The organism is Anaerotruncus sp. G3(2012), from assembly GCF_000403395.2.
Lineage (GTDB): Bacteria > Bacillota > Clostridia > Oscillospirales > Ruminococcaceae > Anaerotruncus.
Genome location: NZ_KE159668.1, coordinates 41,819 through 67,508, shown reverse-complemented (window position 1 = coordinate 67,508; position 25,690 = coordinate 41,819). Strand labels below are relative to the sequence as shown.

The 25,690-nt window shown below is 57.5% G+C and carries 20 protein-coding genes and 1 pseudogene; 1 reads left to right on the top strand and 20 read right to left on the bottom strand.

Features of this window, described 5'->3' with window-relative positions:
- Window positions 1-2: 2 nt before the first annotated feature.
- Window positions 3-593: pseudogene (locus tag C814_RS0104530) on the top strand (manganese catalase family protein); the annotation flags it as partial.
- Between the two features lie 369 nt (window positions 594-962).
- Here C814_RS0104530 and C814_RS12175 read toward each other — a convergent pair.
- The 20 genes from C814_RS12175 to C814_RS0104520 form a co-directional block, all read right to left on the bottom strand.
- Complete coding sequence (locus C814_RS12175; protein WP_016315606.1) at window positions 963-2,093, bottom strand: aldo/keto reductase; 1,131 nt, start codon at window positions 2,091-2,093, stop codon at window positions 963-965.
- An 18-nt stretch (window positions 2,094-2,111) separates the two neighbouring features.
- Complete coding sequence (locus C814_RS12170) at window positions 2,112-2,735, bottom strand: flavodoxin family protein (protein WP_016315605.1); 624 nt, start codon at window positions 2,733-2,735, stop codon at window positions 2,112-2,114.
- Window positions 2,736-3,082: 347 nt separating this feature from the next.
- Window positions 3,083-6,352 carry a UvrD-helicase domain-containing protein gene (locus C814_RS12165; protein ID WP_016315604.1) on the bottom strand — a complete coding sequence of 1,090 codons (3,270 nt, stop codon included), beginning with the start codon at window positions 6,350-6,352 and terminating at the stop codon, window positions 3,083-3,085.
- A gap of 205 nt (window positions 6,353-6,557) precedes the next feature.
- Window positions 6,558-6,977, bottom strand: coding sequence for a YjdF family protein (locus tag C814_RS12160; protein WP_016315603.1), 420 nt, complete (start codon window positions 6,975-6,977; stop codon window positions 6,558-6,560).
- A gap of 240 nt (window positions 6,978-7,217) precedes the next feature.
- Window positions 7,218-7,619, bottom strand: coding sequence for a hypothetical protein (locus tag C814_RS12155; RefSeq protein ID WP_016315602.1), 402 nt, complete (start codon window positions 7,617-7,619; stop codon window positions 7,218-7,220).
- A 280-nt stretch (window positions 7,620-7,899) separates the two neighbouring features.
- A complete protein-coding gene (locus tag C814_RS12150; RefSeq protein WP_016315601.1) occupies window positions 7,900-8,343 on the bottom strand; it encodes a hypothetical protein in 444 nt (147 codons plus the stop codon).
- Between the two features lie 93 nt (window positions 8,344-8,436).
- Window positions 8,437-8,982 carry a hypothetical protein gene (locus C814_RS12145; protein ID WP_016315600.1) on the bottom strand — a complete coding sequence of 182 codons (546 nt, stop codon included), beginning with the start codon at window positions 8,980-8,982 and terminating at the stop codon, window positions 8,437-8,439.
- Window positions 8,983-9,002: 20 nt separating this feature from the next.
- On the bottom strand, window positions 9,003-11,285 hold the full coding sequence (locus C814_RS12140) for a ribonuclease domain-containing protein (protein WP_016315599.1): 2,283 nt from the start codon (window positions 11,283-11,285) through the stop codon (window positions 9,003-9,005).
- Window positions 11,286-11,301: 16 nt separating this feature from the next.
- Window positions 11,302-11,997, bottom strand: a complete 696-nt coding sequence (locus tag C814_RS24115; RefSeq protein WP_016315598.1) for a hypothetical protein — start codon at window positions 11,995-11,997, stop codon at window positions 11,302-11,304.
- A complete protein-coding gene (locus C814_RS22255) occupies window positions 11,975-13,636 on the bottom strand; it encodes a PAAR-like protein (protein WP_016315597.1) in 1,662 nt (553 codons plus the stop codon). The genes C814_RS24115 and C814_RS22255 overlap by 23 nt, the downstream gene beginning before the upstream one ends.
- Window positions 13,626-14,192, bottom strand: coding sequence for a hypothetical protein (locus C814_RS12130; RefSeq protein ID WP_016315596.1), 567 nt, complete (start codon window positions 14,190-14,192; stop codon window positions 13,626-13,628). The genes C814_RS22255 and C814_RS12130 overlap by 11 nt, the downstream gene beginning before the upstream one ends.
- A complete protein-coding gene (locus C814_RS12125; protein WP_016315595.1) occupies window positions 14,189-14,788 on the bottom strand; it encodes a hypothetical protein in 600 nt (199 codons plus the stop codon). The genes C814_RS12130 and C814_RS12125 overlap by 4 nt, the downstream gene beginning before the upstream one ends.
- A gap of 9 nt (window positions 14,789-14,797) precedes the next feature.
- Window positions 14,798-16,201 carry a hypothetical protein gene (locus C814_RS12120; protein ID WP_016315594.1) on the bottom strand — a complete coding sequence of 468 codons (1,404 nt, stop codon included), beginning with the start codon at window positions 16,199-16,201 and terminating at the stop codon, window positions 14,798-14,800.
- Window positions 16,202-16,453: 252 nt separating this feature from the next.
- Entirely contained in the window at window positions 16,454-17,035 is a 582-nt protein-coding gene (locus tag C814_RS12115; protein WP_016315593.1) for a hypothetical protein, read from the bottom strand.
- Window positions 17,036-17,044: 9 nt separating this feature from the next.
- Window positions 17,045-17,824 carry a hypothetical protein gene (locus tag C814_RS12110; protein ID WP_016315592.1) on the bottom strand — a complete coding sequence of 260 codons (780 nt, stop codon included), beginning with the start codon at window positions 17,822-17,824 and terminating at the stop codon, window positions 17,045-17,047.
- A gap of 20 nt (window positions 17,825-17,844) precedes the next feature.
- Window positions 17,845-20,463, bottom strand: coding sequence for an acetate and sugar kinases/Hsc70/actin family protein (locus C814_RS12105; RefSeq protein WP_016315591.1), 2,619 nt, complete (start codon window positions 20,461-20,463; stop codon window positions 17,845-17,847).
- 16 nt (window positions 20,464-20,479) lie between these two features.
- Complete coding sequence (locus C814_RS12100; RefSeq protein WP_016315590.1) at window positions 20,480-21,172, bottom strand: hypothetical protein; 693 nt, start codon at window positions 21,170-21,172, stop codon at window positions 20,480-20,482.
- On the bottom strand, window positions 21,169-22,494 hold the full coding sequence (locus tag C814_RS12095) for a hypothetical protein (protein ID WP_016315589.1): 1,326 nt from the start codon (window positions 22,492-22,494) through the stop codon (window positions 21,169-21,171). Before C814_RS12095 ends, C814_RS12100 begins: the two co-directional genes overlap by 4 nt.
- Window positions 22,495-22,666: 172 nt before the next feature.
- Window positions 22,667-22,879, bottom strand: coding sequence for a hypothetical protein (locus tag C814_RS12090; RefSeq protein WP_016315588.1), 213 nt, complete (start codon window positions 22,877-22,879; stop codon window positions 22,667-22,669).
- Between the two features lie 198 nt (window positions 22,880-23,077).
- Window positions 23,078-25,600 carry a hypothetical protein gene (locus tag C814_RS0104520; protein ID WP_016315587.1) on the bottom strand — a complete coding sequence of 841 codons (2,523 nt, stop codon included), beginning with the start codon at window positions 25,598-25,600 and terminating at the stop codon, window positions 23,078-23,080.
- Window positions 25,601-25,690 lie beyond the last annotated feature (90 nt).

Below are 25,690 nucleotides of genomic sequence, written 5' to 3'. Positions count from 1 at the left end.
ACATGTGGCTGTATGAAAAAAAACTCGAATACCCTGTAAAAATCAAAAATCCCAACCCCGCACTGGCAAAAGTAATCATTTCCCAGCTCGGTGGCCCAGACGGTGAGCTCGGAGCCGCAACCCGCTATCTGCAGCAGCGTTACAGTATGCCATCTTCCAAGGTGAAAGGGATCTTAACTGATATTGGTACGGAAGAACTCGCCCATATCGAGATGATTTCAGCAATCCTCTATCAGCTCACCCGCAATCTCTCAATCTGCGATATTAAGAAGAGTGGGTTCGATACCTATTTTGTCGATCATACCACCGGGGTTTATCCGCAGGCAGCATCCGGGGTACCGTTCTCGACGGCGACGCTTCAGGTCACTGGTGACGCGCTTGCCGATCTTTACGAGGATCTCGCTGCGGAACAGAAAGCCCGGCTGTCCTATGACAATATCCTGCGGCTGATCGACGACCCGGATGTGCGCGATCCCATCATATTCCTGCGGGAGCGCGAGATCGTCCACTTCCAGCGTTTTGGAGATGCGCTGCGGATTACACAGGACGGCCTGAACTCCAAAAACTTCTATGCGTTTAACCCGAGTTTTGACACCCACTGCAACCCGCCTGAGGCAATGCCGATCGGAGCAGCCGCCTGTCCGCAGACAGCGGAAGAGGTCGTTGTTGTTCCACCCTGTGGCTGCGGTGCTCCATCGGAACCCGCTCCATGTGCAAAAATGCCGGAGCAGCCCTCCTCCCCGAATGGGTGCGGATGCGGATGCGCGCAGCCACACCCCATGGGCAGCTGTAAATTCCCGTTTGCGCAGCAGCCCGCCCCTTATGCCAAACGAAATAAGCGTGGCGGCTGTGGATGCGGCTGATGTAAGAAACTCGCATATATTAGAACCGCCTGTGCAACCTCAAAATTGCACAGGCGGTTTTTCGTTTATAAGCGGTGCTCCCCTTTTTCAGGCGGGTAACTATCGAAGCTTCTGCGCAAAATCCGCCAGTGCTTCAGAAATCCTGATCTGCTGCGGACAGACTGCCTCGCAGCTGCGGCAGCCGATGCAGGCAGCGGGGTGTTTTTCCTCCGGTACAGCCATCAACGCCATTGGGGCGATAAATCCGCCGCCGGTAAAGCAATGTTCATTATAAAGCTCGAGCAGCATAGGAATGTCGAGCGACTGCGGGCAGTGGCTGGTGCAGTAACGGCAGGCGGTGCAGGGAACCGATGTCTTTTGCACCATACTGTCGGCAATCCCCAGCAGGGTTTCCATCTCCTGCTGGTTCAGCGGATGCTCGGCTTCAAAGGTGCTCAGATTCTCCTCGAGCTGCTGCATGTTGGACATACCGGAAAGGGTCACCGTCACACCGGGGATCGACTGAAGGAACCGGAACGCCCACGCAGGGGTGGTTTCATCCGGACGCAGGGCCTTGAGCTTTGCAGCATCCTCTTCCGCAAGCGACGCCAGCTTCCCGCCGCGAAGCGGCTCCATCACCCAAATGGGGAGCTGATACTCTGCCAAAAGCGCGGCCTTGTTCTTGACATCCTGAAACGACCAGTCGAGATAATTCATCTGCAACTGACAGAACTCCATCCCTTTTCCGTACGCCTTGAGGAACCGCTCGATTACCTCGCGGCTGCCGTGGGCGGAGAAGCCGAGGTGCCGGATACGGCCGCTGCGCTTCTGTTCGGTCAGATAGTCGAATATCCCATATTTCGGGTCCAGATAGGCTTCAATGTTCATCTCGCAGACATTGTGAAAAAGGTAAAAATCGAAGTAGTCGACCCCGCATTTTTCGAGCTGCCTTTCGAAGACCGTCTTCACCTGATCCATATTAGAAAGGTCATAGCCCGGGAACTTGGTTGCAAGATACCAGCGCTCACGCGGATACCGTCCCAATGACCGTCCAATCGCGATCTCCGAGCTGCCGCTGTGGTACCCCCAGGCGGTATCATAGTAGTTAATCCCCCGTTCCATCGCGACATCAACCATCCGGTCCACCGCCAGCTGGTCGATCTTCGCATCATCGCCGCCAATCACCGGGAGCCGCATGGCGCCCATCCCGAGCGCAGACAGTTGGAGGTCCTGAAACTGCTTGTAGATCATCCTGTCTCTTCCTTTCTGTCATCGGATAAAATTCGTTCGCACATTCCGTTCGGTCCGCGGAATTTCCAGACCTTGCTGTCTGCCCGCCTGGATTGATTTCAGCAGCCATGCCATATTTCTGCCGATATTCCGCATGGTCTGAAGCCCCTCCAAATCCTGACGCACCTCTTCCGGGGTCTTCCCATAGACCATGTTCCAGTAGGTGGAGGAGACAACCGGCATCTGGGAGATGGTAAAGTATTTATTGAGCACATCGAAAGAAGCTGCCGTACCGCCGCGCCTTGCCGACAGGACCGCTGCGCCTGGCTTATGGGAAAAAGCGTCTCCGCCCGCATAAAACATCCGGTCGAGCACAGCCAGCATCTGACCGGTGGGATGGGCATAGTATACCGGTGAGCCGAATACAAACCCATCCGCTTCCCGCGCTTTTTGGAGCCAGTCGTTCACCATGTCGTCCTCGAATATGCATTTCCCCTTACCGGCGCACTGCCCACACCCGGCGCAGTCCCGCACTGGATGGGCATCCATCTGAAGTGTCTCGGTTTCAATCCCTTCCTCGTTGAGGACCGATGCAATCTCAGACAATGCGGTGTAGGTGCAGCCGTTCTTTCGGGTGCTCCCGTTCAGCAGCAATACCTTCATAAAATTCCTCCTTCTGCCTGTCCCACAAGGGACGTCCTGTTTTCCTGAAAACCTGTTTCACAGCCTCGGATTACCGGACCAAGGAACGTCTTTTTCGCCTTCCGTTTCCAATTTTCTCTGAACGCCATGAGAGGGGTTCGGCATCCAGCAGGCGTTGTCCAGCGGAGGAAGTCCTGGCACAGGCGGCCTTTTGGCGCATAAAACAGGTTCTCAGGCGATAAACCCGCCGGCCACCTCCTTTTGTATTATTTTACAGGCTGGAGCCAGCTTCAAGTCAAGTGAATTTTTTATGAACGGACTTTCGCAGAAGAAGAGCCCCTCTTTTCCGGAGCGTAGGGACCAGCTTTTCAGAACAGGCGAAGCTGATCGGCTTCAGGGGTCTTATGTGAGAAGGTCTTCGCCGTTTCCTGCTGCATCCGGTCGGTCGGAAGCTGCTCCAAAAATGGGGACGGCTCCTTCCCGCAGACCAGGATCAGTTCCTCCTTCGCGCGGGTCAACCCGACATAGAACAGCCTGCGTTCCTCCTCAAGATCGACCGACCGCCGCTCGGACTCAAGCGGGATGCTCCCCTTGCGGACACCGCAGAGAAAGACCGCCGGGAATTCCAAGCCTTTGGCGCCGTGGAGGGTCATTAGCGTGACCGCTCCCGCGTCGTAAATCCGCCCCGTCGGGCTGCGCATCAGGTCGCTCTCCTGCCCAAGGGTCAACACACGCAGAAAATCCCCCATCGTCCGATGGAACACCGCCATCCGGCGGAGTTTTTCCAGAGCGGCTGCGCCGGTTTTGGGCGGGTGAAGCTGTGCACAGAAGCTGTCCAGCAGGTTCCATGGCTTGCCCTTGGGAAGCTGCGGCATCCATTCCTGCGCCGCCCCGAAGAACGGCACAAGCTGCGGTAAACCGTCAAACCCAGCCGCGACCTGTTCCAGATGTCCTGCCGTCATCCAGCCTGACCCGGCCTCCGCCATCCGCCCCACTGCAAGAGAAACCTGTTCCGCCAGGTCGGGCGGGCAGTCCCACAGCCGCCGCAGGCACCCTTCCAGCGCGGGACGGTCCCAGCCCCCCTCCAGAAAGCGGAAAAAGTCGATGACACCGCGCACCGTCCTGTCCGAAAGGAACGGCTCCCGCCCCGCCACTACATAGGGGATGCCCTCTTTTTTCAGGCAGGCCTCGAGCAGCTCGGACTGCCGGTGGGTGCGGTAGAGTACCGCAATTTCTGAAAAGCTGCGGGGGTGTTCCCGTGACACCGCGGCGCTGCCCTGTGCATCCAGCATATCGACCCCGCCCACCATGCGGTTGATCTCCTTTGCCAGAAAGATGCCCTCGGAAAGCTCGCTGGGCGCGGTTACCACCCGGACCGCAGCACCTGTCGGACGCTGGGCCTCCAAAACGCGCGCCTCCCCGGGATTGGCAGAGATGACCAGCAGGGCGCTGTCCAGAATTTCGGGGGTGGAGCGGTAGTTTTTCACCAGGCGTATTCTCCGCAAGCCGGGACGGTCGGACAGCAGCCGGTCGAAACACCCGGCGTCCGCGCCCCGGAACCCGTAGATCGACTGGTCGGGGTCCCCGATCACGAACAGGCTTTTGCTCCCCCGGCTCCATGCGCAGATCAGGTCGTATTGAATCCGGTTGATGTCCTGAAATTCATCCACCAGCAGATAGGCAAATGGGTTGGACTTTCCCTTGGTTTTCCCGGCGGATGCCTGAAGCTCCTGCTCTTTCAGCAGAAGGTCGTCGAAATCCAGACAGCCCGACCGCTGTAACCGCTCCTGATAACACGTGAACGCCTCTTCCGGAATCGCTGAATGCTCCTCCGGCAGGCCGTTTTTGCGTCTGGAAAGCTCGCTCAGAAGCATCCGGGGCGCATTTTTCTTTTTCGACAGCCCCAGCTCCCGCAAGACGGTTTGCGCAAGCTCGATTGCTTCGGATTCGTCCACCAGCCGAACCGGGCCTTGCTGGGAGAGGCGTTCCAGACAGATCGCATGGAAGGTCCCGACCGTCAGCCCCTGAACCGCCCGTTTTCCTCCGAGGCGCACCTCCAGACGCTGCCGCATCTCGGCTGCCGCTTTATTGGTGAAGGTGACCGCGGTGATCTGAGACGGCTTGACCCGGCGCTGCTCGATCAGGAACGCGATCCGTTCCACCAGTGTTTTGGTCTTGCCGGTGCCCGGCCCGGCGATCACCGCGACCGCCGGCTCCACCGCCTCGACCGCTTCCTGCTGTTCCGGATTCAGCGAACCAGCGGGCAGCATATCGGGTTTCACAGATGCCTGCTGTTCGGAGGCAGCAGGGGCGGGATGATCGGTCAGCGGCTTGCCGGACACCTCCTTTTCCACCGGCCGGACCACAAAGAGCGAGGTCTGTCCATTCAGAGACTCGATCTCACTGGGGCTAAGCAGCCGGATGATCCCATATTCCCCGTCGTACCCCGGAATCCGCTCGACCCTGCCCTCCCGAAGGCGCCGGATTCCCTCCGCAATGCAGGGGCCTGCGGCCTGTTCGATCCGCTCAACCGGCATCTGACGGAGGATGGAAAATTCGTCCCCGAGCGTTTCGAGCATCGAAAGATACTGCGCATCCACCCGCTTGCTCGAAACCGAAAGCCCAGTGGATGCAGCGATCGTCTCAGGGAGCGGAACAAGGCTTTCAAACGGCTTTGCACCGTTTCTGACCGCGCCTTCCGCCCGGTCAGCGAGCTGCTCCACCCGATGCTCCACCCCGATCGTCAGCTTTTTGCCGCAGACCGGGCATTTTCCGTCGTACTTCTCTGCCTCGGAAGGTTTCAGGCAAAGGTGACAGTTCCGGTGGCCGTCATAATGGTATTTGCCCTCCTCCGGGAAAAACTCGATCGTCCCCCCAAACCGCTCGGGCGTTCTGCCCTGTATCGCATCGGCCATTGCAGCATAGGAAAACGGGATGTCCAGAAGGTTTGCTTCCCGGCCCAGTTTGGCTGGGGAGTGGGCGTCCGAGTTGGAGACCAGCGTATAACCGTCCAGCGCGGAGACCCGCCAATTCATCGGAGGATCAGAGGAAAGGCCGGTTTCAAGCGCGTGGATATAGGGCGTCAGGTCCCCAAAGCACGCCTCAATCGTGTCAAACCCAGAAAATGCCCCAAACAGGGAAAAATGCGGCGTCCAGATGTGTGCTGGGATAAAGACCGCATCCGGGCAGCTCTCGAGCGTGATCTCGAGCAGGTCCCTGCTGTCCAGCCCGAGGATCGGACGCCCGTCCGAATGCAGGTTCCCGATCGCCTCCAGCCTGCGTGAAAGGGTTTCCGCCGCTTCCAGGCCGGGCAGCAGGATCAGGTTATGCACCTTGCGAACCCGTCCATCTTTTTTGTAGATCGAGCTGATCTCTCCCGAGATTACAAAGTGAGGGACCTGCTGGTCCCCCGTGACGCCGGACGGACGCCGCAGTCCCTCCCGCAGGGTGTAAAGTCCCTCCCCGTTGGGGACCAGCTTCTCCGCAAGTTCGGCCCTCCACGCCGGATGGGTGAAATCCCCGGTTCCAACCAGCCCGATTCCCTTTCTGCGCGCCCACAGTTCGAGCAGTTCGGGAACCGCGTCCCGGCTGGTGGCGCGGGAATAGCGCGAGTGGATATGCAGATCTGCGATTACCATAAGCGGTCTCTCCTGTCTGTTGACAGCCGAAGCTGTGAAGTATTCCGCACTCTGCGGAGCGCGGCGGGAGCTCCGCCCCTCGGCCCCGCCACCTTTGAAAAGGTGGGCGAAACTTTTTGAATAGAGAAATTCCATCTTTTCAAAAAAGCAAGGCGTAAAAGATGCAAGCGGGCCGGGAAATATCCCGGCCCGCTTCCGGAACCCGCTAATGCCCCCGGTGCTTCTCCCGCTTTTTCTGCTGCCGCAGGTCAAACCGGCGGGCCTTTTCCGCATCCCGCTCTGCGCGGGAAACCAGCCGCCGTTCCTGTTTCTGCTGCTCCCGCTGAAGTGCAAGGGCCTGCTGGGCTTTGGTGCCAACTCCGGTATCCTGAAGCTGTTTTTGAATCTGCCGCTGCATCCGTTTGGGATTTCTGCTGCCTGTCCGCAGGCCCATCTGCGGAACCGGCGGGCCAAACCGCAGCCTGCCCCAGTTCTGGAGCATAAAGGCGTAGACCTCATAGTCCTTTGGCTCGGACCCGAATGTGACCTTGCACGCCTCAAGCCCGGCATCGGTGAAGCGTTCGTAAACGCCCACCCAGAACGGGCCTTCGAAAAAAACGGTAAAGCTGGATACGGTGCTGTTCATCCTGTTTTCCTCCTTAAAGATGTTTCCCACGGAAAACGGACAACCAAGGAGGCAGGTTACTGACGGCCCACAGGCCGCGCCCGGACTACCGACCGGGCTGTGTTTTTATTTCCGCGTTTTTGACTGGCTCAATTCTATCTTAGTGGGTTTTTCCAGGGATGTCAAGATTGCAAAACCGGCACCACCTGGCAGAGCCAGATGATGCCGCCGGAAAACTTGGATCGAAATTTCACTTCATTTCTATTTGCCGTTTTCATTCTTTTTCCAGAATATGTCCCACGAATCGTTGGATACCTTTTCAACAGTTATCTCTTTGCAGACGATTTGTGCCGTTAATATGGTCAAGTCCATGGACACATCGTAAAACCCGTCAAACTCTTTGCTTTCATTCAGGGTAATATCCTGCCCATAATAACCAAGCTGAGGCTTCTTCATCTCCCGCACGCGGGCAACGCCTCGCCAGGTTGCATCTGTTTCATATGCGACACGATGGCATGTCAAAAAAGAAAGTTTCCAACTTGTGTCCTCATCATGATAGAGGAACAGATCCACCTCATCGCCAAAGAATTTGATCTGAAAATCCAAAACCGGTAAATCCCAATATTCTGTTTGGTCAATCTTTTCCTGTATCGTTTTAAGCATAACATGATCTTCTCACGACAAAAACCTATTCCTAAAAACCTGGTTCGCATCTAAAGTTTTACTCAATTTTTTTCAAAAAATTGCGGTTTCCAAAGGCAGAGCCTTTGGTCGCTCATCGCAATGAGCGAAATACTTTATCCTGTGAAGCGCTTTTTTCGGGTGAATTGCCGCGAAGCGGCAAGAGGGGGCCTTTTGCAAGTGAAAAAGCCCCCTTGCGTAAAGAAATACGAAACAGTTTTTCTATTTTAGGGTGGACTCGAACCCTTCCCAGCACATATATTCACAGGGAGTCTTGCAGCGGTCCTATTTTTACGGTTGGTTCAAAGGCTGCAACAATGTCAACCAGCTCTTCGCCAGTGACGACACAATAATGTTTCAGCTCATCCGCCTCATAAAAACCGCAGCTCTCCTCGACGCACCACTGTACCAGTTTTGAATTTTTGACTTCAAACAAGGTTTCGTCTCGGAAAAATGACCGGTCAGAATATTTTTGCTGGACGGCACCCCAAGTACCCATCCGCATTCCCTCGACTGTATTCCTTACCAACACAGGGATACCGTCAAAAAAGATTTCAACGCTGTCCTTTTCATCCCCGAGCACAACTTTCGTACCTTCACAATCCTGAATCAGCTCTGTTACAATAAATTCCCCCTTCGGTATCCCGTATTGTTCCAGCTTGATCCACTCTTCCTGCATCTCCGGTTCCCTATTGTTTTTCTCCATATCTGATCTCACGCCCCCTCCCGTTCCGCATTTCAAGCGTTGGGCGCCCGTCATCCCTAAACGGAAAAATCTCCTGAAAGATAGGGGCTGGTTCTACATGAGATCAGACCAAAAAGGTACATATTCAATATGAGCGATGTCCAAAGAAGATTGCTTTTGATCGCCAAACTCTATATTGAAGTATTCTTCAAGATTCCCACCATAGTAAATGACATCAACCCCATGCACTGACAAAACCGGATAGTTTTCCAAGCTACATAGCGGCATATAACGATGAGAGTAGATCGGGATCAGTCTTGGAGCATCTGGTATTTTTCCCCGAATAAATGCAACACGTTTCGCCTCATCTTCCGGTTCATCTCCCCAGTCGTCACACCAGTAGACCTCACCCGCCCAGTCATAAATTTTCTTTAACGGTGACTCCATAAGCTCTTTCAGAAAACTGATATTGCTTTCACTGAAATCTCTCCAATCATAAAAAGCATCTGACATTGGGAGGACACTTTGAAAAAACACCTTTAACGGCTCCGGAAATTCTATTCCGTAAACCTCCCTGATCCGATCCAGTTCCGCTTGGTTTAGCCCTCGAGTCAGCTGAATCCCCCTTTGTTCCAACAGCCTGATCGCTTTTTCATACATAAAGTACTCTCCTCTTTCTACTACATCCGAGTAAAGGTATTATAATGGTCATCTGTGTACCAAGCCGACCCGTCATCTCCCAAGACCATCCTTTCACTCCCTCGGTTCTGGCCCTTCACACTGGGATTGACATCATATTCCTTGTAGGATACACCCTCTGGCAACTTCTGCGCTTTAGGGTTGGTAGGATTGTTGTGGTAAGTCCTTCCTCCCTTATACCCTTTGGGAGGCGAGCCTTTGTTATTCCGTATCTGTCTCAGGACATCATAGGCTTTTTTCGGAACGGACGGCTGCGGCCGGGGAATGGGGGCCGCCTTTATCGAGCGAGCCAATCCATACAATGATGCTCCAAAAACAACATCTATGGCGATTGAAGTCGGATCGTAGATATTCCTCAGCTTTTCTTCCGATGTCATGTTTTCACTGCCCATAGATTCACCTGTGCGCACACCTACCCCTGAAACTCCGCTGAGCAAGGCTGCTTCTCCCAAGGAAGTTGCCGCTGGAGCAGCCACGGCAACAACCCCGCCGGTCACCGCGCCAATCGTCGAGCCAAGCGCCGCCTGTCCAACCGCAGAACCCCAGCTTCTCACCTCTCCGTCCGCCTTGTCTTCCATAGCAGCCATCGCAGTTGCGCTGCCTCCTGCCGCGACCGCTCCAAGCCCCACTCCAATCGCCACCGCGGCCGCTCCGCCCGTCGCCACGACCAAAGCCACCGCTGCTGCCGCAACCACGACGGTTGCGATCGCACCCAGAGCGATATTCAGCCACCATCCTCCCTTGTCAAACGGCTTGGGGGCATCGTTAAAAATGGCGTATGTCTGGAACTCATAACCGCACAGCACCCCCTGTGCGCCCAGGATATCAAACTGATAGGACAGGGTCACGCTGGCGCCCCCGCCGCCGGTCGGTGGGTTGCCGGGTCCGCCCCAGGTGCCTTTGGGTGTGACCATCGACTCCCGCGCCTGCACCTCTTTCTGGGTCTGGATGGTTTGCAGCTCGCTCGGCGTGCTCAGTACCACCACCGGGGCTTCCAGCTGCACATCCCCTTTGGCGGTTATCCGGGTCGAGAGAGGGCTCTCCATCAGTACACAGTTTACATCATCCATCAGGATGTGTAAAGGGGTATCCTTCCCGCCTGTTCCCACAAGGCCCATCTGTTCCGGAAACCAGTAAAGCCGCTTGCCATGTTCGGTGGTCAGATACCGCTGGTTAAAATCCCCCATGTCCGGACAGGTTGCCCCGTTGGTTCTGGGGCTGTCGGACGCGCGCGCCTCCCGTTCGTCGCTGCCTGGGATATAAAGCGATACACGGGTCCCCACTTTGGGCATACAGTACATCAGGCTGCCGGTTGCGGGAGCCCAGTCGTATGGATAAGCAGCCTTGCCTCCCGCCCCGTCGATATCCAGACGGAGCCACACCTGTTCATGATCGGTCTTTTCGACCGTCCCACCCAGGCTCATCCCGGTGATCTTTTCATTATAGTAGGTCCGTTCCCCGACAAGGGCCGGCTGACCCAGCGTATAGATGAAAACCAGCTCCCCGCGTTCAAACCGCGCCCGCTGCCCGCAGACCAGGTAACTTCCGCCCCGGAAGGATGCAATATCCCCGATCCGGTGGTTGGCAGTATCCTTCACATGGTAGCTGAAAAACTGGCTCCGCCGCCAGCCGGCGTCCCTGCCGCCCATCTCGTAAAATCTGGAACTGACATGCGAGCGGTATTCCAGCTCGGGCAGGGTGCAGGGGTCCCCGCCTTCCCGCATCCCGAACCAGAACCACGGTTTTCCGTTCCGGCATTCCGGCACCAATGCACTGTTGAAATGGCTCGCAAGCCGCCGGCAGAACGCCCAGTCGGTTTCCCGGTACTGGATCAGCGGGCGCCCGATCGGGTGGTTCTTGCCTTCGGTGCAGATCACCGCCGCCCCCGGCATTCCTTTCACCACCTCGCGCACAACATCCGCATAGGTCATAGACACATCCTGAAACGAACGGCTGTGCTCCTCCTGATCCAGCTGGCAGCTGCCCGAAAGCGCCGTGAGCCTCGCCTCATAATAACCGTCCCGATGGCTGATTTCCGCCTCGGTGATAATCCCCTGAAAAAGCGGCGCATCCTCGGCCAGCACCGTAAGCCCGGTTCCCTCGAGGGACGCCTCCACGCCGCTGAAAGCGGCGTCCTCCGGGACGATCCCGGTAATCCGGACCCTGCCGTGGTGATTTGGCCGGATGTCCAGCTCCAGATCGGTGACCGACGACAGGGATACCGCGCCGTCTACCCGCACATTCTGATAGGTATATACCGCCATGCTCCCACTCCTTGTCCTACTCGATATACTGTATCCATTTAATGACGCCGCGTCCCAGACTGCTGAGAAAGCCCGACCGGAAGAGCTGCGCCGGCGTATAGACTTCGGAAAAACCGTCCCATGGGTCGAACAGCCGCACCCGTCCCTTCTCATCCGGCATCAGAACAACCGAATGGGTCTGCCCGGACTCCTGGAGATGGTTCCCAATCATCCAGTTCTGGTTTTGAATCTGGATGCCGAGCGGTTCCGGATGCGCCTCCAGCAGGGGGATGGGGCTGTCGTACTGCCCCAGGCTGGCAACCCGGATTTCACAGGTGTTGAGATCCCCGGTCACGACAAAACGCAGCGCATCCATCTTTTCCTCATCGCCGCCGGGCCAGTCGCCCTCTTCCCCGCGGCGGCTCCCGGCATTCATCACGATTGCCCGCTGCCATGCGTCGATGTAAAACCCATCCTCCCGTTCACAGGGATGGCAAAGCCCCTCCGGGTCCCGGGTGAGGACGCCGCCGGTCAGTTCCGGCGGAGAGACAAACCCCATTGCCCGCTGTTCGGGGTCTGGCGCAGGGCACTCGATGGTGAATCCAAAGCAGGGATGCTGGTTTTTATAGTGCAGCCCCACAGTTTTGGCGGCTGCTGCCCAGCACCAGTTGCTGCGGTTTTGCAGATAGAACTTCGGGCGCACTGCCCGGTCATTTCCCGGATTGTTTTCCATCTCCGCCTCCTGCCCCTGTTACCGGTGGTTTCTGCCCCGCTTTGCCGGCCGTATCCGCACGTGGAATGGCCGGCTGCTTCTGGGCACCCTGTTTCAATGTGCTTTCTGCCTGCTTCTGCGCATCCCCCCGCGCCTTTTCAGCGTTGGGGATTCCCGATCCGGGATGTGAAGGGCCTAAACCGCTATCCAACGAGGGGTCTGGACAGATATCCGCCCGCCCGAGTTCCAGAGCCGTTGCCTGATCCACCTTTGGGGGATTGGGCTTTGGATTTTCTGCGGCATCCGTCCCTTTCCGCCCAAGCTCCAGAGTGTATGGGCTGCCCTCATCAGAGCGATGCTTCTTCAAAGCTTCAGACGCTTTTTTATGTGCTTCTTCCCGTTCGGTTTTGTGGTTTGGGGTGCCCGATTTGGCATTTGGCCCGATATTGACCTTCCGGCTGACATCCAGAACCGATGCCCCGTCATCCACCGATTCGTTCATCCCATTGGATTCCCACCAATGACCCGCTGCAGTCCAGGGGTAGTCCTCACCCACGCAGTCCTTGCCCTTTTCCATGATGCTCGGGTCTCCCTCGCCCTGACTTTCCATATAATCGGAAAACTTCTGGTAATTGTTTTTTCCGGTAACCTGAATATACCCTCCGCCGCTGTAACGAATAGCATCCTCTTTGCTTTCGTTTCCAAGCTCTTTGGCTTTTTTCTGTTTGTCCCAATAGAGCCTGGTGAAATACGCCTCGCCGCCCAGTTCCTTTTTCCACTTGCCGTAGCCGCTTTCCACGCTGATCTGAGCCAGAAAATGGGCTAGACGGTCCTCGGTCGTGATGTTGAACCTGTGAATCGCTTCGCGCAGATCCCGGATATTTTTATCTGTCAGGTATTTCTCTTTCCAGCCCATGTCCAGCAGGACCTGCTTCAAAAATGCTTCCTCATCCTCTATCGAGCCATACATACTGCCTCGTCCAGCCTTTTCTTGCATCTTTTTACAGGTATCTGCTTCTCCTGGGGCGTCAGTCTGCCCCTGCCCTGAGTCCTTCGGCTCGATCAGCCCGCCCATTGAGCAGATCAGGAATGAAAGGGTGGTCAGGGAATCCTCTCCCGTTGGAGCAGGGGCGTCCGGACTTTTCATGTTCGCAATTGCCCGATCTATCGGGTTCTTGCTTCCGTTGTCCACAATCCGGGTCTGGGAATAGGTATCCCACCATCTGAACCCGACAATGATCGGCATACAAGGTTTTTGAGTGACCTTGCACACGCCGAACGGCGGGATGTTCATCCCTTCCCCTGGATCGCAGTTGAGCCGGTGGACTACCGGTTTGCCGGTGATGTAGACCCCGTGATCCTGTAGGAGGTTCAACTTGCGGGGGACTGAGCCCATCCGGCATTCAAGGGTTGCCCCGCGCACCAGATATTCCAATGATCTGCCGGTATTTTTGCTCAGGTATTCCTCCATCTTCTGTTTTGCGTTCTCTTTGGATTCCTCTTTTTTCGATTTATCCTCTTTGGGCTTACCCTGTTCAGGTTGGTTCTCTTTGGATTCATCGGGCCCAAATACGTGCTCCTCCAGCATGGGCCGCACCTGCTCGGGTCTCTGAAGGGTATTTTCTGACAAGATGGCTTCGATTTCTTTTTTACTGTCCATGCTGTTCCTCCTGTCGGCATTCCAAAGATTCTGTAACGATCTCCAGCGGGGTAAGCCCGATGCCGCGCGCACCCCGTTTCAGCAGGCTTTCCACCAAGTCCAGCCGGGCGGCGACATAAGTGTTTTTCGAGCCATCGAGAAAAAAGAGGGCCTGCTTCCCGAGTTTTTCCGCCCGGAGCACCCCGCGCCGGAGCACACTGCGGTCTGCGTTCCACTCGCTCTGGTCAGACAGACAGTCCACCGCATCCAGAATCGGCAGGTGGTAGACCTCGGCTGCCTGGTTGGCCCGGTCGAGCAGCACCAGCTCCTTGAAGATGGTCTTGGGTTCATACAGGCAGATCACATCCTTCCCCAGCTGGGTCACCAGGAAGAAGGGGAACGAGAGGACATCTGTAAACACCGTATCCGGATTTTCCCGGATCAGCAGGAGTTCCCGCTGGGGCAGCCGGTAGGACCTCCCTTTCCGGATATAGCGCGGGTCGATCTTATCCCGCCAGTCCAGCAGGTCCGGGGCGGTAGTATACTGCGGATCGGTATGCAGCAGGAAATACTTCACTCGAACTTCCCCCCTCTGGCCGCGGCAATCTCCACAAGCTGCTCCATATAGATACCAAAATGAACGCTGAACTCCTGTTCCAGCGAGAGCGAAAACAGCCCATTCTGCTCCAGTATGCCCGGCAGCACCTGCTGCAAAAACAGGCCAGCCGCCGGATGGAACCCGTTGACGTACATCCGCCGGACCTCCTCCAGCTCGAAAGCCCGGATCCGCACCAGCTCCCTGCCGGCCTGCTCCGCAAAGCAGGCCATATCCTGTTCGACCTGCCGGAACAGGAATTCCGGCGCCCAGTAGAAGCAGGACTCGGTCGGGTCCAGATACAGCTCGCTGTCATAGAGTGCAAACTCATATTCATAGCTGCGTGTCACTGTGCTGCTGAACAGGGAGGAAACCACCAGATACCGGAGCGCCTTTTTTTCCCCGCGCTCCTGCTGCTGTCTCACCGTCTCAACCAGCCCGGACACCCTGCGGGACAGCCCGCCCAAAATCTCCTCCTGCTGTTCTGTAAACGCTGCCAATGCGAGGCTGGCCGCATTTTGATAGCAAGGGGTCAGATAGGTCTGCGCGGCCTGCCGCAGCAATTCCTGCCTGTCCATTTTTTCCTCCTAGTCCATGCGGATCTGGGCGCCTTTAAAGACGACCTTGTCCTCCAGGAATGTCTGCGTCTCCCCCTGCAACAGCTGGATTGATTTGGGGGCAATCACCTTGAGGGTGGAGTTTACGCTGGAAATGTCGATCAGCTCATCCGACTTGATGTGGATTGCCTTGTTGCTCAGGATACGGATTCCCTCATTATCGAGCAGCTCGATCGACATGCCCGCATTGTTGGTGAGGGTCAGGGAATCCGGTGTAAACAGGATTTCCTTCCCATGTGTATTCATGATGGATTTGCAGTCCGGATTCACCCGCTCGTCCGACGCGGAGGACTGTAGATGGGTAGAGCTGATGACATAAGCTTCCGATTCGTCGCAGCCGGGGAGATAGAACCGCACCGCATCCCCCGGTTCGGGCATACAGTACCAGCCCGTTCCATCCGGCGTCGAATAGACGGTACTGTACGGATACCAGTTTGCGCCCGCATTCTCCTGGTTCTCGTCCCGGTCGATCGCGATCTGCACCCGGTCTTTTTCCACCGCCACAACGCTGGCGGAGAGGGACGCCCCAACCGACCTGAAGTTGTAGGCTTTGGGGAGCTGTGCGCCGTTTTCGCTTTTCAGGTAGTAGGTGTGGTACAGCTCGCTGCCTTCCAGACGGGTTTCCACCGCGCTGACATACAAACGGCGGCCGTTCAGGCTGACCCGGCTCCCGAGGTCATAGATTTCCCGGGTCTTGACGATGAAATAAACGGCATCGCTCTCCCGGATGCCTGGCACCTGTTGGTTCTTTTTGCGGATATATTCGTCCACCCGCTTCTGCATCGAATAGAAGGGGGTGTCGATCTGCGCGGCCTCGGGCAGGTCTGGCAGGCCGAAGAAATAGCGCACCCCCTGGGTTTTGCAGTCGGGGATCACGACCGTATGGAAATGGGAGGCCAGGCGCCGGACGAATTCCCAGTCGGTCTCCTGATATTGCAGCACCAGCGGCGGAATGGCTTCCCCCTTGCCCTTGGTCATAATGAAATTCCCGTCCGGATAAGGGGTGGTGAACGAGGAAAGGACCTCCTTATACTGGATGCCCGGGTCCTGATAGCTGCGGATGTGCGGCATGGTGTCCATCAGGTAGCTTCCGCTGCGCAGCTCCGCAGTCAACAGCCGGACGTCGTTCTGGGCGGTGACGCTCAGGCTGGATACGATCCCATTCAACAGGATTTTTTCTTCCCCGCTGTCGTCGATGGCGACCGCCTGCGCCCAGAGTTCGTTGAGCGCCATCTCCACATAGGAGTCCTCCAGCTCTGGCGGGATATGTCCCGAAAAGCGGACGACAGCATGTTCGTTTTCCTGTTTGAGCCCTTCGAACGTGAGCACATCCAGAAGCTCAAACGGTTTGACTCTGATATTCATATCACGCATGACGGCATCCTCCTGCCGCGGGGCATCTCGCGGCCCCGCTGTTTTTTGACTGCCCGGCGTCTTTGGGAGAGAGGGTTTTCCCTCATAAAAACCGCCTGCCTCCCTTTGGGCGGCAGCTTACCCAACAGATCCCCTTCCCAGGACGGGCATTCCGCGCTTTGTGAAGCGCTGCCTTTGCAAATCAAAATTTTTTGCAAAATCGTGTGAATTTTCAGATCTTGCCTGAAAATAGAGAAACGATAAAACCGGTTTTCAGACCGCCGTACCGGTCAGGTCCCGGATCGACAGCAGCACCTGACGCACCGCAGGCTTCCATTCGTTCATCAGGCGGAACCGGCAGTTGAACCCGATGTGGAACAGCTTCCCGCCGATCGGGGTGACTGCCATTATGTTGTAAAGCTGATCGTCCAGCCCATAGGTTTTGTAGTCGAACCAGGCGATCTGGCTGTTGCCGAGCGGTTCCGTTTCCCGGTCATAGAACTGGAACGCCGGATTGACCTTTTTGAGCGCGTCCGCGGCCTGCCGGGCCGTCGGCGCGGCTTCCTCCCCGGAAAGCGGAGCGGGAAACAGGCTAAAGGTAAAGTTCACCTCGGTGTCCAGGCTGGTACGGATCAGCTGCGGCCGGTTTTCCGACTGGTACTTCGCCCGGACCAGATGCGGCGGCATGGGTACGAACTCCGCCGGCTGCATAATCTCCACCTTCCCGTCAAACAGCTCGACCGGTTCGAATTCGATCAGCTTATGGTCGATCAGGAACCCGGTCTCGATCGAGGCGTGCAGCTCCTTTTCCCGGAGATGCCGCAGCTCGATGATCTTTTCGTCCATATATTCCACGCTGTCACCTCAATCCACAAAAATTTCCCGGCTGCGCCGGTGCTTTCCCGGCGGGCGCAAACTGCCGCCGCTGCGCAGATTGCGCAGGATCAGTTCCAGATGGCGGAAAAGGGCCTGGTTGTCGAGCGGTTCCCCATCCAGCTCCAGCTTGACCCGCACATACTGCTCGATCAGCAGCCGCGGTACAGCGGTCGGGCGGTCGAGACAGAGGGAGCAGAATTGCAGGTCATATGGGTCGGCAGCGCGTTCCCCCAGGACCGACCGCGCGAAAAAACGGGTGATCGCGGGGGCCAGCGTCGGGCCGCCCAGCCCGCCCCAGGTGGCGTGCAGGAGGTTCACCGTGTCAAACTCGGTTTCGATGTCCTGAAAATCCTTGTAGTCATCCCGCAGGCGGAACCCCGGCTGGAGCTTGAACCGGCAGAGTTCCAGCTCATCCTCCCCGCGTTCCAGATTGCTGTCCAGAAACGGCTCGGCGGTATAGTCGATGTAATCCTGAAACACCTGCTTTTTTTTCAGCCGGAACTTGAGGCTCACAAACTGTCCCGAAGGGCTGTAGGGCACCTGCTGGATCTCCGGGAACAGGTAGAGGAAACCCCGATGCTTCACCAGACCGGGCGCAATCTCGATGCAGTCGGGGCGCACTGAGATACCGCAGCCAGTCAGGAATCCGTCGGCATATTCGGCATATTCCACCTGCATAAATCCGAATGAGCAGTCCCGCAGCGACCAGAGATACTCCTTTTTTAGAATCCGGTACCGCTCAAACAGCGGATAGATGTTCTGTATCAAGCCGTTTTCCCTCCCTGCGGTTACTTGGCCCCATCAAAGAAATCCAACACCCAGCCGTCCTGCTCGAACGGGAAAAACTGTTCCCTGCCGAGCATCAGCCGTTCGGCGTTCCGGTAGACCGGAACCACCAGATAACCCCAGCGGAGCGGCCTGGCCCAGACAAAGAACCGGACCTCCCGGTCCACGATATCGTCTGTATCCCGCTGGGGAATCTTCCCCTCATAGCGCGCGCGGATCTCCTCGTCGGACACCTCCCGGAACTCCTCCAGGCCACAGTGGCAGGAGAAGCTGTGCCGCACCCGCCCATCCATATCCTTGAGATAGAGCTGGAGGGTCAGGTCGTCCATGTTGCGGGAGATATGCCCTGCGTCCTCCGACCGCTGCAGCCCATGGATCAGCGTCACCTCGCTGCCGGTGTGGGTATAGGCGGTGATGCGGTAGGGCAGGGCGGGCGGCTCGCTCCGCACCGACACATCCGCAAAGCCGTATTTGCGGTCTTTGAGATAGTTCAGCGCGCCGTTGACACAAGCTGTCTTGAGTTCGAGGTCGTCGGCCGGGCCGCCCGCGCTGCGCCTCGAACGGATCATCCGACCGGGGACAAACTCCTTGAGCGCGTCCCGGAACAGCTCGATCCGGCAGGACTGCCCGGTCAGCCGGATGATTGCATAGTCCTCGAGTTCGCCGCTCTCGTACATCGGCTCAAGAAACCGGCGGACAATCCCGTAAATATCCCCCTTGAGCAGCCGGTTGATCTCATGGATGCTGAACCCGATCTCCGGGAACTCCCGGACCGTCTGAAGCCCGCTCGCGGTGCGGACGGTCAGTTTCCATCTGTCCACCGGGAGACAGGTGCCGGATGTATCCTCCGCCGGTCTGGAGGAGAGCGCTACCTGTAGAATCGGGCGGCTGTAGAACGCCTTTTTGATCCGTTCGGCGGCATCGAAGAGCAGGTAAAAGTTGTTTTTCACCTTGTAGTAGTCCGCCCGACTGAGGGTCTCGTACTCCCGGAAGCGGGTCGGGACCACCTGCTCCGCCGCATGGTACGCCGCATCCAGCTCCTGATAGAGCGGTTCCGCGCCGTTGGCGTCCACATACCGGAACACGTCGAGGTCGAACGCCTCGAGAAGCGCCTCCGACCGTCCGGCGGGAAGCTCCCCGAGCTGTTCCGCCAGCCGGACCTTCAAGAGCTGCATGATCCGGTAGGTCAGATTGTTCCCGCCGAAATCGGTGTCCCCGTTTTCGTAGGCGGCCTGAAGGTCGATCCGGTAGGATACCCGGCGGTTGCTCACCCGGAACCGGCAGGAGCAGAGGTCGGTGGTCCCCCCGCCGCAGTCGAGCACCAAAGCGCGGTACTCGGCGCCCTCGCGTGTTTTCCCCTGTACGATCATCCCGGAGATGGTGTTGTAAAGCACCGACATCCCCTCGTCGAGCATCCCGTCCTGCTCCACCGCATAGTTGGGCAAAAGGTCGGAGAACAGCTGCTGGAACAGATGCTTCTGTTTGGCCGGGCTGGAAAGATGGATGCGGGAGACCCGGCATTTGAACCGGCTGCAAACCTCCCGGATCAGGTATTCAAAATAGGCGCGGAGGATCTGTTTGCGGGGGATGGATGCCCTGCGGCCCTCCCGGTCGGCGATCTCCTCGCTTTTTTCAGGATCGCGGACCCATCGTTTGATATCGTAAAAGACGCAGAACCCCTCGTCAATATAGCTGGAACCGGCGAACCGGACCGCCTCATATCCGAAAAGGAACCGGGGCTGACCGTTCCCGACCGAGCGCACCCCCACCACACTGGGCAGCAGCGGCGTCTCCCGAAAATCCTGTGTGACATCGTAAAACACCGCATAGTTGGGCTGGTTGGCCAAAAGCCCGAGCTGGCCGGGCTGCATCCCGATCCGCTCAAAATACAGGTCATCCAGATAGACGCCCGCTGTCGTGCTGCTGGTGCCGAAGTCGATCGCGAGCGGGATGTTCAGTTCCACCGGCTCCCGCACAGAAAAATCGAGCAGGGGAATCCGGTATACATTCAGGTGTTCCGGCAGATAACCGTAGTCACCGTTGTAAATCCGGTAGAGGATCGCCGAGTGGGCGCGGTCCATGCAGTAAAGGCTGTAATCCCTGACCGGGGATTCCCGGCAGGGCAGTTCTGTGGACTTGGTCAGATAGAGCAGATCGGTGTCCGTACCCTTGGCGACAAGGTTCAGAATCCCGCAGATCTGCCCGCCGCTCACCACCAGCACATTGGTGCCCGCCAGACGGGCGTCATACGGGATGGTGAGCCGGTCGTAATAACCGACGGCGCAGCCCTGATAGACGGCAATACTGGCGTTGCAGGTCAGTCGCACATCCGTCTGAAGATGCAGATGCACCCGTGAGACCATCCGCTGGAGCGCTTCCATCCCTTCCGCACTGTGCCGGGTAATCAACAGATGTTCGTCCGCGCCGCGATACCGCAGGATCACCCGGATCAGGTCGTCCTTGTCGAGCGGGTCGGTCACACCCGAGATGATCCGTTCGGTGCGGCAGATCTCCCGGAGCTGATGGGTGGTCATCAGCTCCAGGTCCTGTTTCGCATACCGCCTGGGTTTCCCCCCGGACGAAAGCCCCTCCCGGGAGATGACATATCCATATCGGTCCATGAATCCAACCGCCCTCTCAAAATAGTACCATTTCGTCGAGTTCCATTGTCACATCCACATCCACGATCCCAAAATGACGCTCCCAGAACAGATGGGTGGTGAAGTTCAGCGGCAGGAACACATTGATGAGGAAATCCACCTTCTGCTGTTCACAGCCGGTCTCCGGGTGTCCGATGTAGATCAGCAGCTCCCGCGCCGTATCGTTGCTGGCGTAGACCAGGGAATTCGGGTAGACCGCCCGCATCGCCCTGCGAAACAGGGCGACCGAGCTGCCGCACTGGCACAGACGCAGGATGCAGGAGAGCACCGGCCGCAGCTCCGGACCTGAAAACTGCCGGATTGCCTCCGCATACCGCCCGCCGCAGACCCCGTCCTGAAAATCCTTCAACAGAAAGCGCAGGTAATATTCCTCCCGGCAAAGCCCCTGGCGCAGGTCGAGCTGGACCAGATACTGCATGACCACATCGAAAAAAACCTGCCGGGTTTGCTCGAGGCCCTCGGTGTTGATGTCGAACAGCCGGCTGAAGATCGAGGAAAACCGGTAGAGAGGGTTCGCCTCCACCACCGGGTCCTCCAGCAGGCTCTGGTTCAGGTTTTCAAACGCAGCCTCCATATAGGGGCTGCTGACCCGCGCGGGCGTATACCGCAGCTTTTCGCGCGGGACGCCGAGCTGGTCCGCCCGGAGCGCAACCTCCCAGAGATAGTTCATACGAGCACCCCCGTACAGCGGTATTCGCCCTCATCCAGCTGAATCTGGGAAACCACAAACTGCACCATCGCATCGTTGAGATAGCAGGACGGGTCGTTCGCCGTAAACTCTATGTACAGAATCCGCCGTTTATCCAGTGGGAACAGCTCATCCTTGGCGAACCAGTTCATGTCGTCAAGCGGCGGGCAATCCGCATCCGCATCCAGCAGGCTGAACCCCTTGACACGGATATACTCCTGTATCTCCAGCTCTTCCACCCGGCGGAACAGGTCCGCACGCGTGTGCAGCCTGCCCCCCAGATGGTTGATACAGCTGCTCAGGAAGGTCTGTTTTTTCCGGTTGCTCACAACCGGGTCCGCGTACCGCAGGGAGTGTGTGGACGGCCCCGGCACCACCCGGTAGCCGACCCAGTTTTCGAACGTCTCGCTGGGGGAACGCAGGAGAATCCTGCCCGGCTCCCGGCGGATGCCGGTGATCTCGGTGTTCCGCTCCACCAGATAGCCGTTCTCCTCCCCGAACTCTGCGATGGGCAGTTCGTGCTCGTAGTCCCGGCTGTCGATGCAGGGCATGACAAAATCTTTGCTGCTGAAGCTGATCTCTTCCAGGTTCCAGAGCGGAATCTGGTCCGGCTGTGCAAACTGCTCCCATTCCTCCAGATCGACCTGGAATCCGAGCCATTTTGCGTCCGGACCCGGCTCCTCCTCCACAGCCTCCAGAGAGAGGTCAAAAAACTTGTCGAGATAACAGGAGTTGACCGTCGTCCAGGGGATCGCATTGTAAAGGAACAGGTCGTAAAGATGGGAGAGCGCGTCCCGATACCGCCGGGCACGCGTCAGACGGAACCGGGCCGGGCAGCTTCCCTGATCGGTTTGGATGCTGCCGCGAAAGACCGCTCTTTCCCCAAGCCTGCGGCAGGCGGCCGCATCACAGCGGAAATAGCGCGTTTCGAGCGGGCAGGCATCCCCCTGGCCCGCCGTTTCGAGCACAGACGCAAGATCGGGCGCCGGCGGAGCGAGATCGTCCATACAGATCGGGAACAGGGTGGTGTTGGTGGGATCGTAGTCCCCGCGGCTGATGACCGTTGACTGGATCGCATACCGGCTGATCTCGTTTTCAATCTCGCTGTAAACCCGCTCCTCCAGCCTGCGGTATTTTTCCTCGGTTACCCGCATAACACGGAGCAGGCCGTCGAGCAGGACCGTTTTGGCGAACCGCCGCTCGTCCCAATCGTCGATCTCTTTCATCCGCTCCTGTATGTAGGCTTCAAAGTCGAACGGATATTCAAACAAACGGCCATCGTCCGTCCCCGCCCGTTCCGGCATCCCGATTCCCCCTCCCCGCTTTTCTCCAGACGAAACAGTCTCGCCAGCCTAAGAGCCGGCGCATTGCACCGGTTGGCCTATGCACACCGCAACAGCGGCAGTTTTCCGGATGAACTGCCGCTCAAAGGGCGGCGAGGGGCTTTTTACAGGAGAAAAAGCCCCTTTTGGACGCTCAAAGATACCGTAGCTTTTCCTCAATCTGCTTCTTGAGGCTGCTGCGGGTATTCCCCTTGAGCGTGGTACCCCGGCTGCGGATCACCGCAATGTCTGCCAGTGCCTGATTCAGTTCCGCCTTCTGCCTTTCGACCGGTTTGTTTCCATACAGCCGGTCGAATTCCTCCAACAGGTTTTCAATGGAATCCAGCGCGTAGTATCTCTGCGACATAAAAAATCCTCCTGACATTGTTGATCTCAGAATCCTCATTCAGAATCGAGAGAGCCGGGTGGACGGGAACTTCTGCCGCCCCGCAAGGTGAAAAACGCAGGCAGTACAGTTTACATACTGCGCGGTGTTTCCGCGAAGCAGACCGGTAAAAGACCTGCCCAGGCAGCGCCAAACGCTTGTGAATATGGGTTCTGGTTTTTATGAAAGGCTTCCATCCGGTGTGCCCTCCGGGGTACCGTCATCCGGGCCATCCCCCGAAGCAGGCGGTTTTCCCGGACTGCCTGCCTCCAATGCTTTGCGCGCGGTCTCGATCCGCTCCTGCATATTCGAGACCAGCGTCTGCTGCCCAAGCTCCATATAGATAGCCCGCGCTTTCCGATAGGCGTCGATCGCGTCCTGATACTGCCCGTCAGCCATGGCGTTGTCGCCATCCGCCGCATAGGCGTTCGCTTTGTCCGCCTGGGCCATCCCCTGCTGGACCCGGTCGATTTTGGCCTGCACGTCGGAAACCCGCTGATAGAGCTCCAGCTCGGAATAGATCGTCCGGGCCTGATAATACAGGGAGATTGCCCTGTCGTATTCTCCCGCATACAGGGCCGCGTCCCCCTGATCTTCATACTGCTGCGCCTGCGCATACCGCTCTTTCAGGTCGCTGACATCGGTTTCGACCTCTTGATCGTAGGCATTGGTACAGTCGGAAATCCGGTCCTCCATCTGGTCCACCAGTTTGTCCATGCCCAGTTCCTCATAGCAGTCCCGCGCATCCCGGTAGTACCGTCTGGCCTTCATGTATTCTCCGCCGTCATAAGCCTCGTCCCCTTTTTTGACTGCACTCTTGGCCGTACGCAGCAGCTCCTGCCGCTCGCCGATCGTCAGCCGGTTGATTCCCCCGACGTTGCCTGCCGTGGTCTTTCCAGAGGTATTGGCGGTACCGTTTGCCTCCGCGACCGCCTGTGCCGCTTCCGGATCGTCCATCTCCAGCTTGTTTTCCATCAGATCGGCCATCTGCTCCATGCCCAGCTCCGCATAAATCCCTTTGGCCTTGTTGTAATATTCCTGGGCCTTCTGCGGGTCCCCGCTGGCCAGAGCCTGTTCGCCCGCCTTGGTGTATTTATCCGCTACATCCTGAAGCATCTCACTTTCCTGCCCCTGCTTGTTGGCGAGGTTCAGCTTCTGGTCCACATTGGCGGCGCCCGCGCCATCCTCGATCTCATCCAGCTTCTGCTTGGCCATCGTATAGGCCACCGCCGCGCCCTCGGCATCCCCCTCCTGCATGGCCTTGTCCCCCTGCGCGATCAGTTCAGCAGCCGAGGTGCTGGCTTCCGCTTTTTTCTGCGCCTGCTCCTGCGCTTCCTGCTGGGCTTCCTTGTCCGCATCCGCCTGATCGGAAAGCGCCTGGTAGACCTTGTCCAGGCTTTCGGAAGCGTCCTTCCTGCCCTGCGTGAAATAGATGTCTGCCGCCAGTTTTTTGGCCTCTTTGTATTTCTGCTCGGCCGCCTGATAATTTTCCCGGTCGGAGAGCAGGTCGCCGTCCGAGATCAGGTCGTATACTTCTATGTAATCCTTTGTCTGCGCAAGATTTTTTTCGATGTATTCCTTACCCATCTGGCGGGCGCTCCGCGCCCGGTCGAGCGCGGCCAGATAGGCCTGCTGTGCGTCCTCATACTTGCCTTCCGCCAGCAGTCCGTCCGCGTTGATGATGCTGTCCAGCAGCTTCTGACAGGCGTCGATGTCCGCTTTTTTCTCCTTGTCCCGGAGCTTTCTGGCCAGTTCTCCAGCCTTTTCTGCCTCGGACTGCGCTTTTGTAAAGTTTTGATCCTTGACATAAGCGGACATACTTTCCAGATAGGCGTTCATGTCCTCCCGTTTGTGGGCGCGGCTGCGCATCACCAGCCAGACCACCAGAATGATGATCACAAGCACCAGGAATACGACCACCCCGGTGATAATCCAGCGTTTGACCCGCCGCCGGTGGTTGGGGTCGGTAAACACCTTATCGACAAAGACCACCGCGAGCGTGTAATTTTCCAGCTCGCGGGGCTGCTTGGACATGAGCATATCCTCGGCATCGTCGAGGGTTTTCTGCGGGTCGTCCTGCGCCTCGGAAAAGATGTCATCCAGCTCGCCGGAGTCGAGGTTTTCCCAGATTCCGCGGGTATAGAGCACGATGATGTCGGTATCGGTCAGCTTGAATTTTTTGGAGATAAAGGGCCGGAATTCCCTTGGCTGCCCCAGATAGGAATACAGGTTGTTGCGCTCATCATGCCGGGCAAGCAGGTCCTGTGCAAGCCGGTCGGCCGCGACAAGGTCCTGACTGAGCGACATATCGGAGGACTGCTGCCAGAGCATCCCTTCACGGTAGAGCCGCAAGCGGGTATTCCCGGCGGAACCATAGCGCATTTTGGCATAGTCGGTGACCACCACCGTGATCGACGCCTTGAGCCGGCTCTTACTATGCGCCTGGAGGAGCGCCTGGTTGGCGGCGTAGAGGTAGCTTCGGATTGCGCTTTTTTTCATCGACGGATGCTCATGAAACTTGAGGATCACGCTCTGGATGGCAAGTTTTGCGCTTTCCGCCCCCGGGAAATCCTCGATCCCGTCCGCAATCACATAGCAGGCAAATCTATCCAGCTCGACAAACCCGAAGTAATCGTTGTTTTTCAGTTCGCTGCCCGCTTCGGAGATGAACGCGGTATGGAATTCGCTGTTGAGCTTCCTCATCTTGTTACCTCACCGGTGTTTCTTTTTCTCCCCTGCTGCGGGAACGGCAGGGCGCATCGTTCATCCTATCCCCTGAAAGCCGGCTCCCCA

What these genes read in the sequence shown, in the direction of transcription:
- C814_RS12105 (WP_016315591.1), bottom strand. Translation starts at nt 20,463, where the DNA reads ATGGACCGATATGGATATGTCATCTCCCGGGAGGGGCTTTCGTCCGGG.
- C814_RS12155 (WP_016315602.1), bottom strand. Translation starts at nt 7,619, where the DNA reads ATGCTTAAAACGATACAGGAAAAGATTGACCAAACAGAATATTGGGAT.
- C814_RS12125 (WP_016315595.1), bottom strand. Translation starts at nt 14,788, where the DNA reads ATGGACAGGCAGGAATTGCTGCGGCAGGCCGCGCAGACCTATCTGACC.
- C814_RS24115 (WP_016315598.1), bottom strand. Translation starts at nt 11,997, where the DNA reads ATGGAAAACAATCCGGGAAATGACCGGGCAGTGCGCCCGAAGTTCTAT.
- C814_RS0104520 (WP_016315587.1), bottom strand. Translation starts at nt 25,600, where the DNA reads ATGAGGAAGCTCAACAGCGAATTCCATACCGCGTTCATCTCCGAAGCG.
- C814_RS12120 (WP_016315594.1), bottom strand. Translation starts at nt 16,201, where the DNA reads ATGCGTGATATGAATATCAGAGTCAAACCGTTTGAGCTTCTGGATGTG.
- C814_RS12145 (WP_016315600.1), bottom strand. Translation starts at nt 8,982, where the DNA reads ATGTATGAAAAAGCGATCAGGCTGTTGGAACAAAGGGGGATTCAGCTG.
- C814_RS12150 (WP_016315601.1), bottom strand. Translation starts at nt 8,343, where the DNA reads ATGGAGAAAAACAATAGGGAACCGGAGATGCAGGAAGAGTGGATCAAG.
- C814_RS12175 (WP_016315606.1), bottom strand. Translation starts at nt 2,093, where the DNA reads ATGATCTACAAGCAGTTTCAGGACCTCCAACTGTCTGCGCTCGGGATG.
- C814_RS12090 (WP_016315588.1), bottom strand. Translation starts at nt 22,879, where the DNA reads ATGTCGCAGAGATACTACGCGCTGGATTCCATTGAAAACCTGTTGGAG.
- C814_RS12140 (WP_016315599.1), bottom strand. Translation starts at nt 11,285, where the DNA reads ATGGCGGTATATACCTATCAGAATGTGCGGGTAGACGGCGCGGTATCC.
- C814_RS12160 (WP_016315603.1), bottom strand. Translation starts at nt 6,977, where the DNA reads ATGAACAGCACCGTATCCAGCTTTACCGTTTTTTTCGAAGGCCCGTTC.
- C814_RS12170 (WP_016315605.1), bottom strand. Translation starts at nt 2,735, where the DNA reads ATGAAGGTATTGCTGCTGAACGGGAGCACCCGAAAGAACGGCTGCACC.
- C814_RS22255 (WP_016315597.1), bottom strand. Translation starts at nt 13,636, where the DNA reads ATGGACAGTAAAAAAGAAATCGAAGCCATCTTGTCAGAAAATACCCTT.
- C814_RS12095 (WP_016315589.1), bottom strand. Translation starts at nt 22,494, where the DNA reads ATGCCGGAACGGGCGGGGACGGACGATGGCCGTTTGTTTGAATATCCG.
- C814_RS12165 (WP_016315604.1), bottom strand. Translation starts at nt 6,352, where the DNA reads ATGGTAATCGCAGATCTGCATATCCACTCGCGCTATTCCCGCGCCACC.
- C814_RS12100 (WP_016315590.1), bottom strand. Translation starts at nt 21,172, where the DNA reads ATGAACTATCTCTGGGAGGTTGCGCTCCGGGCGGACCAGCTCGGCGTC.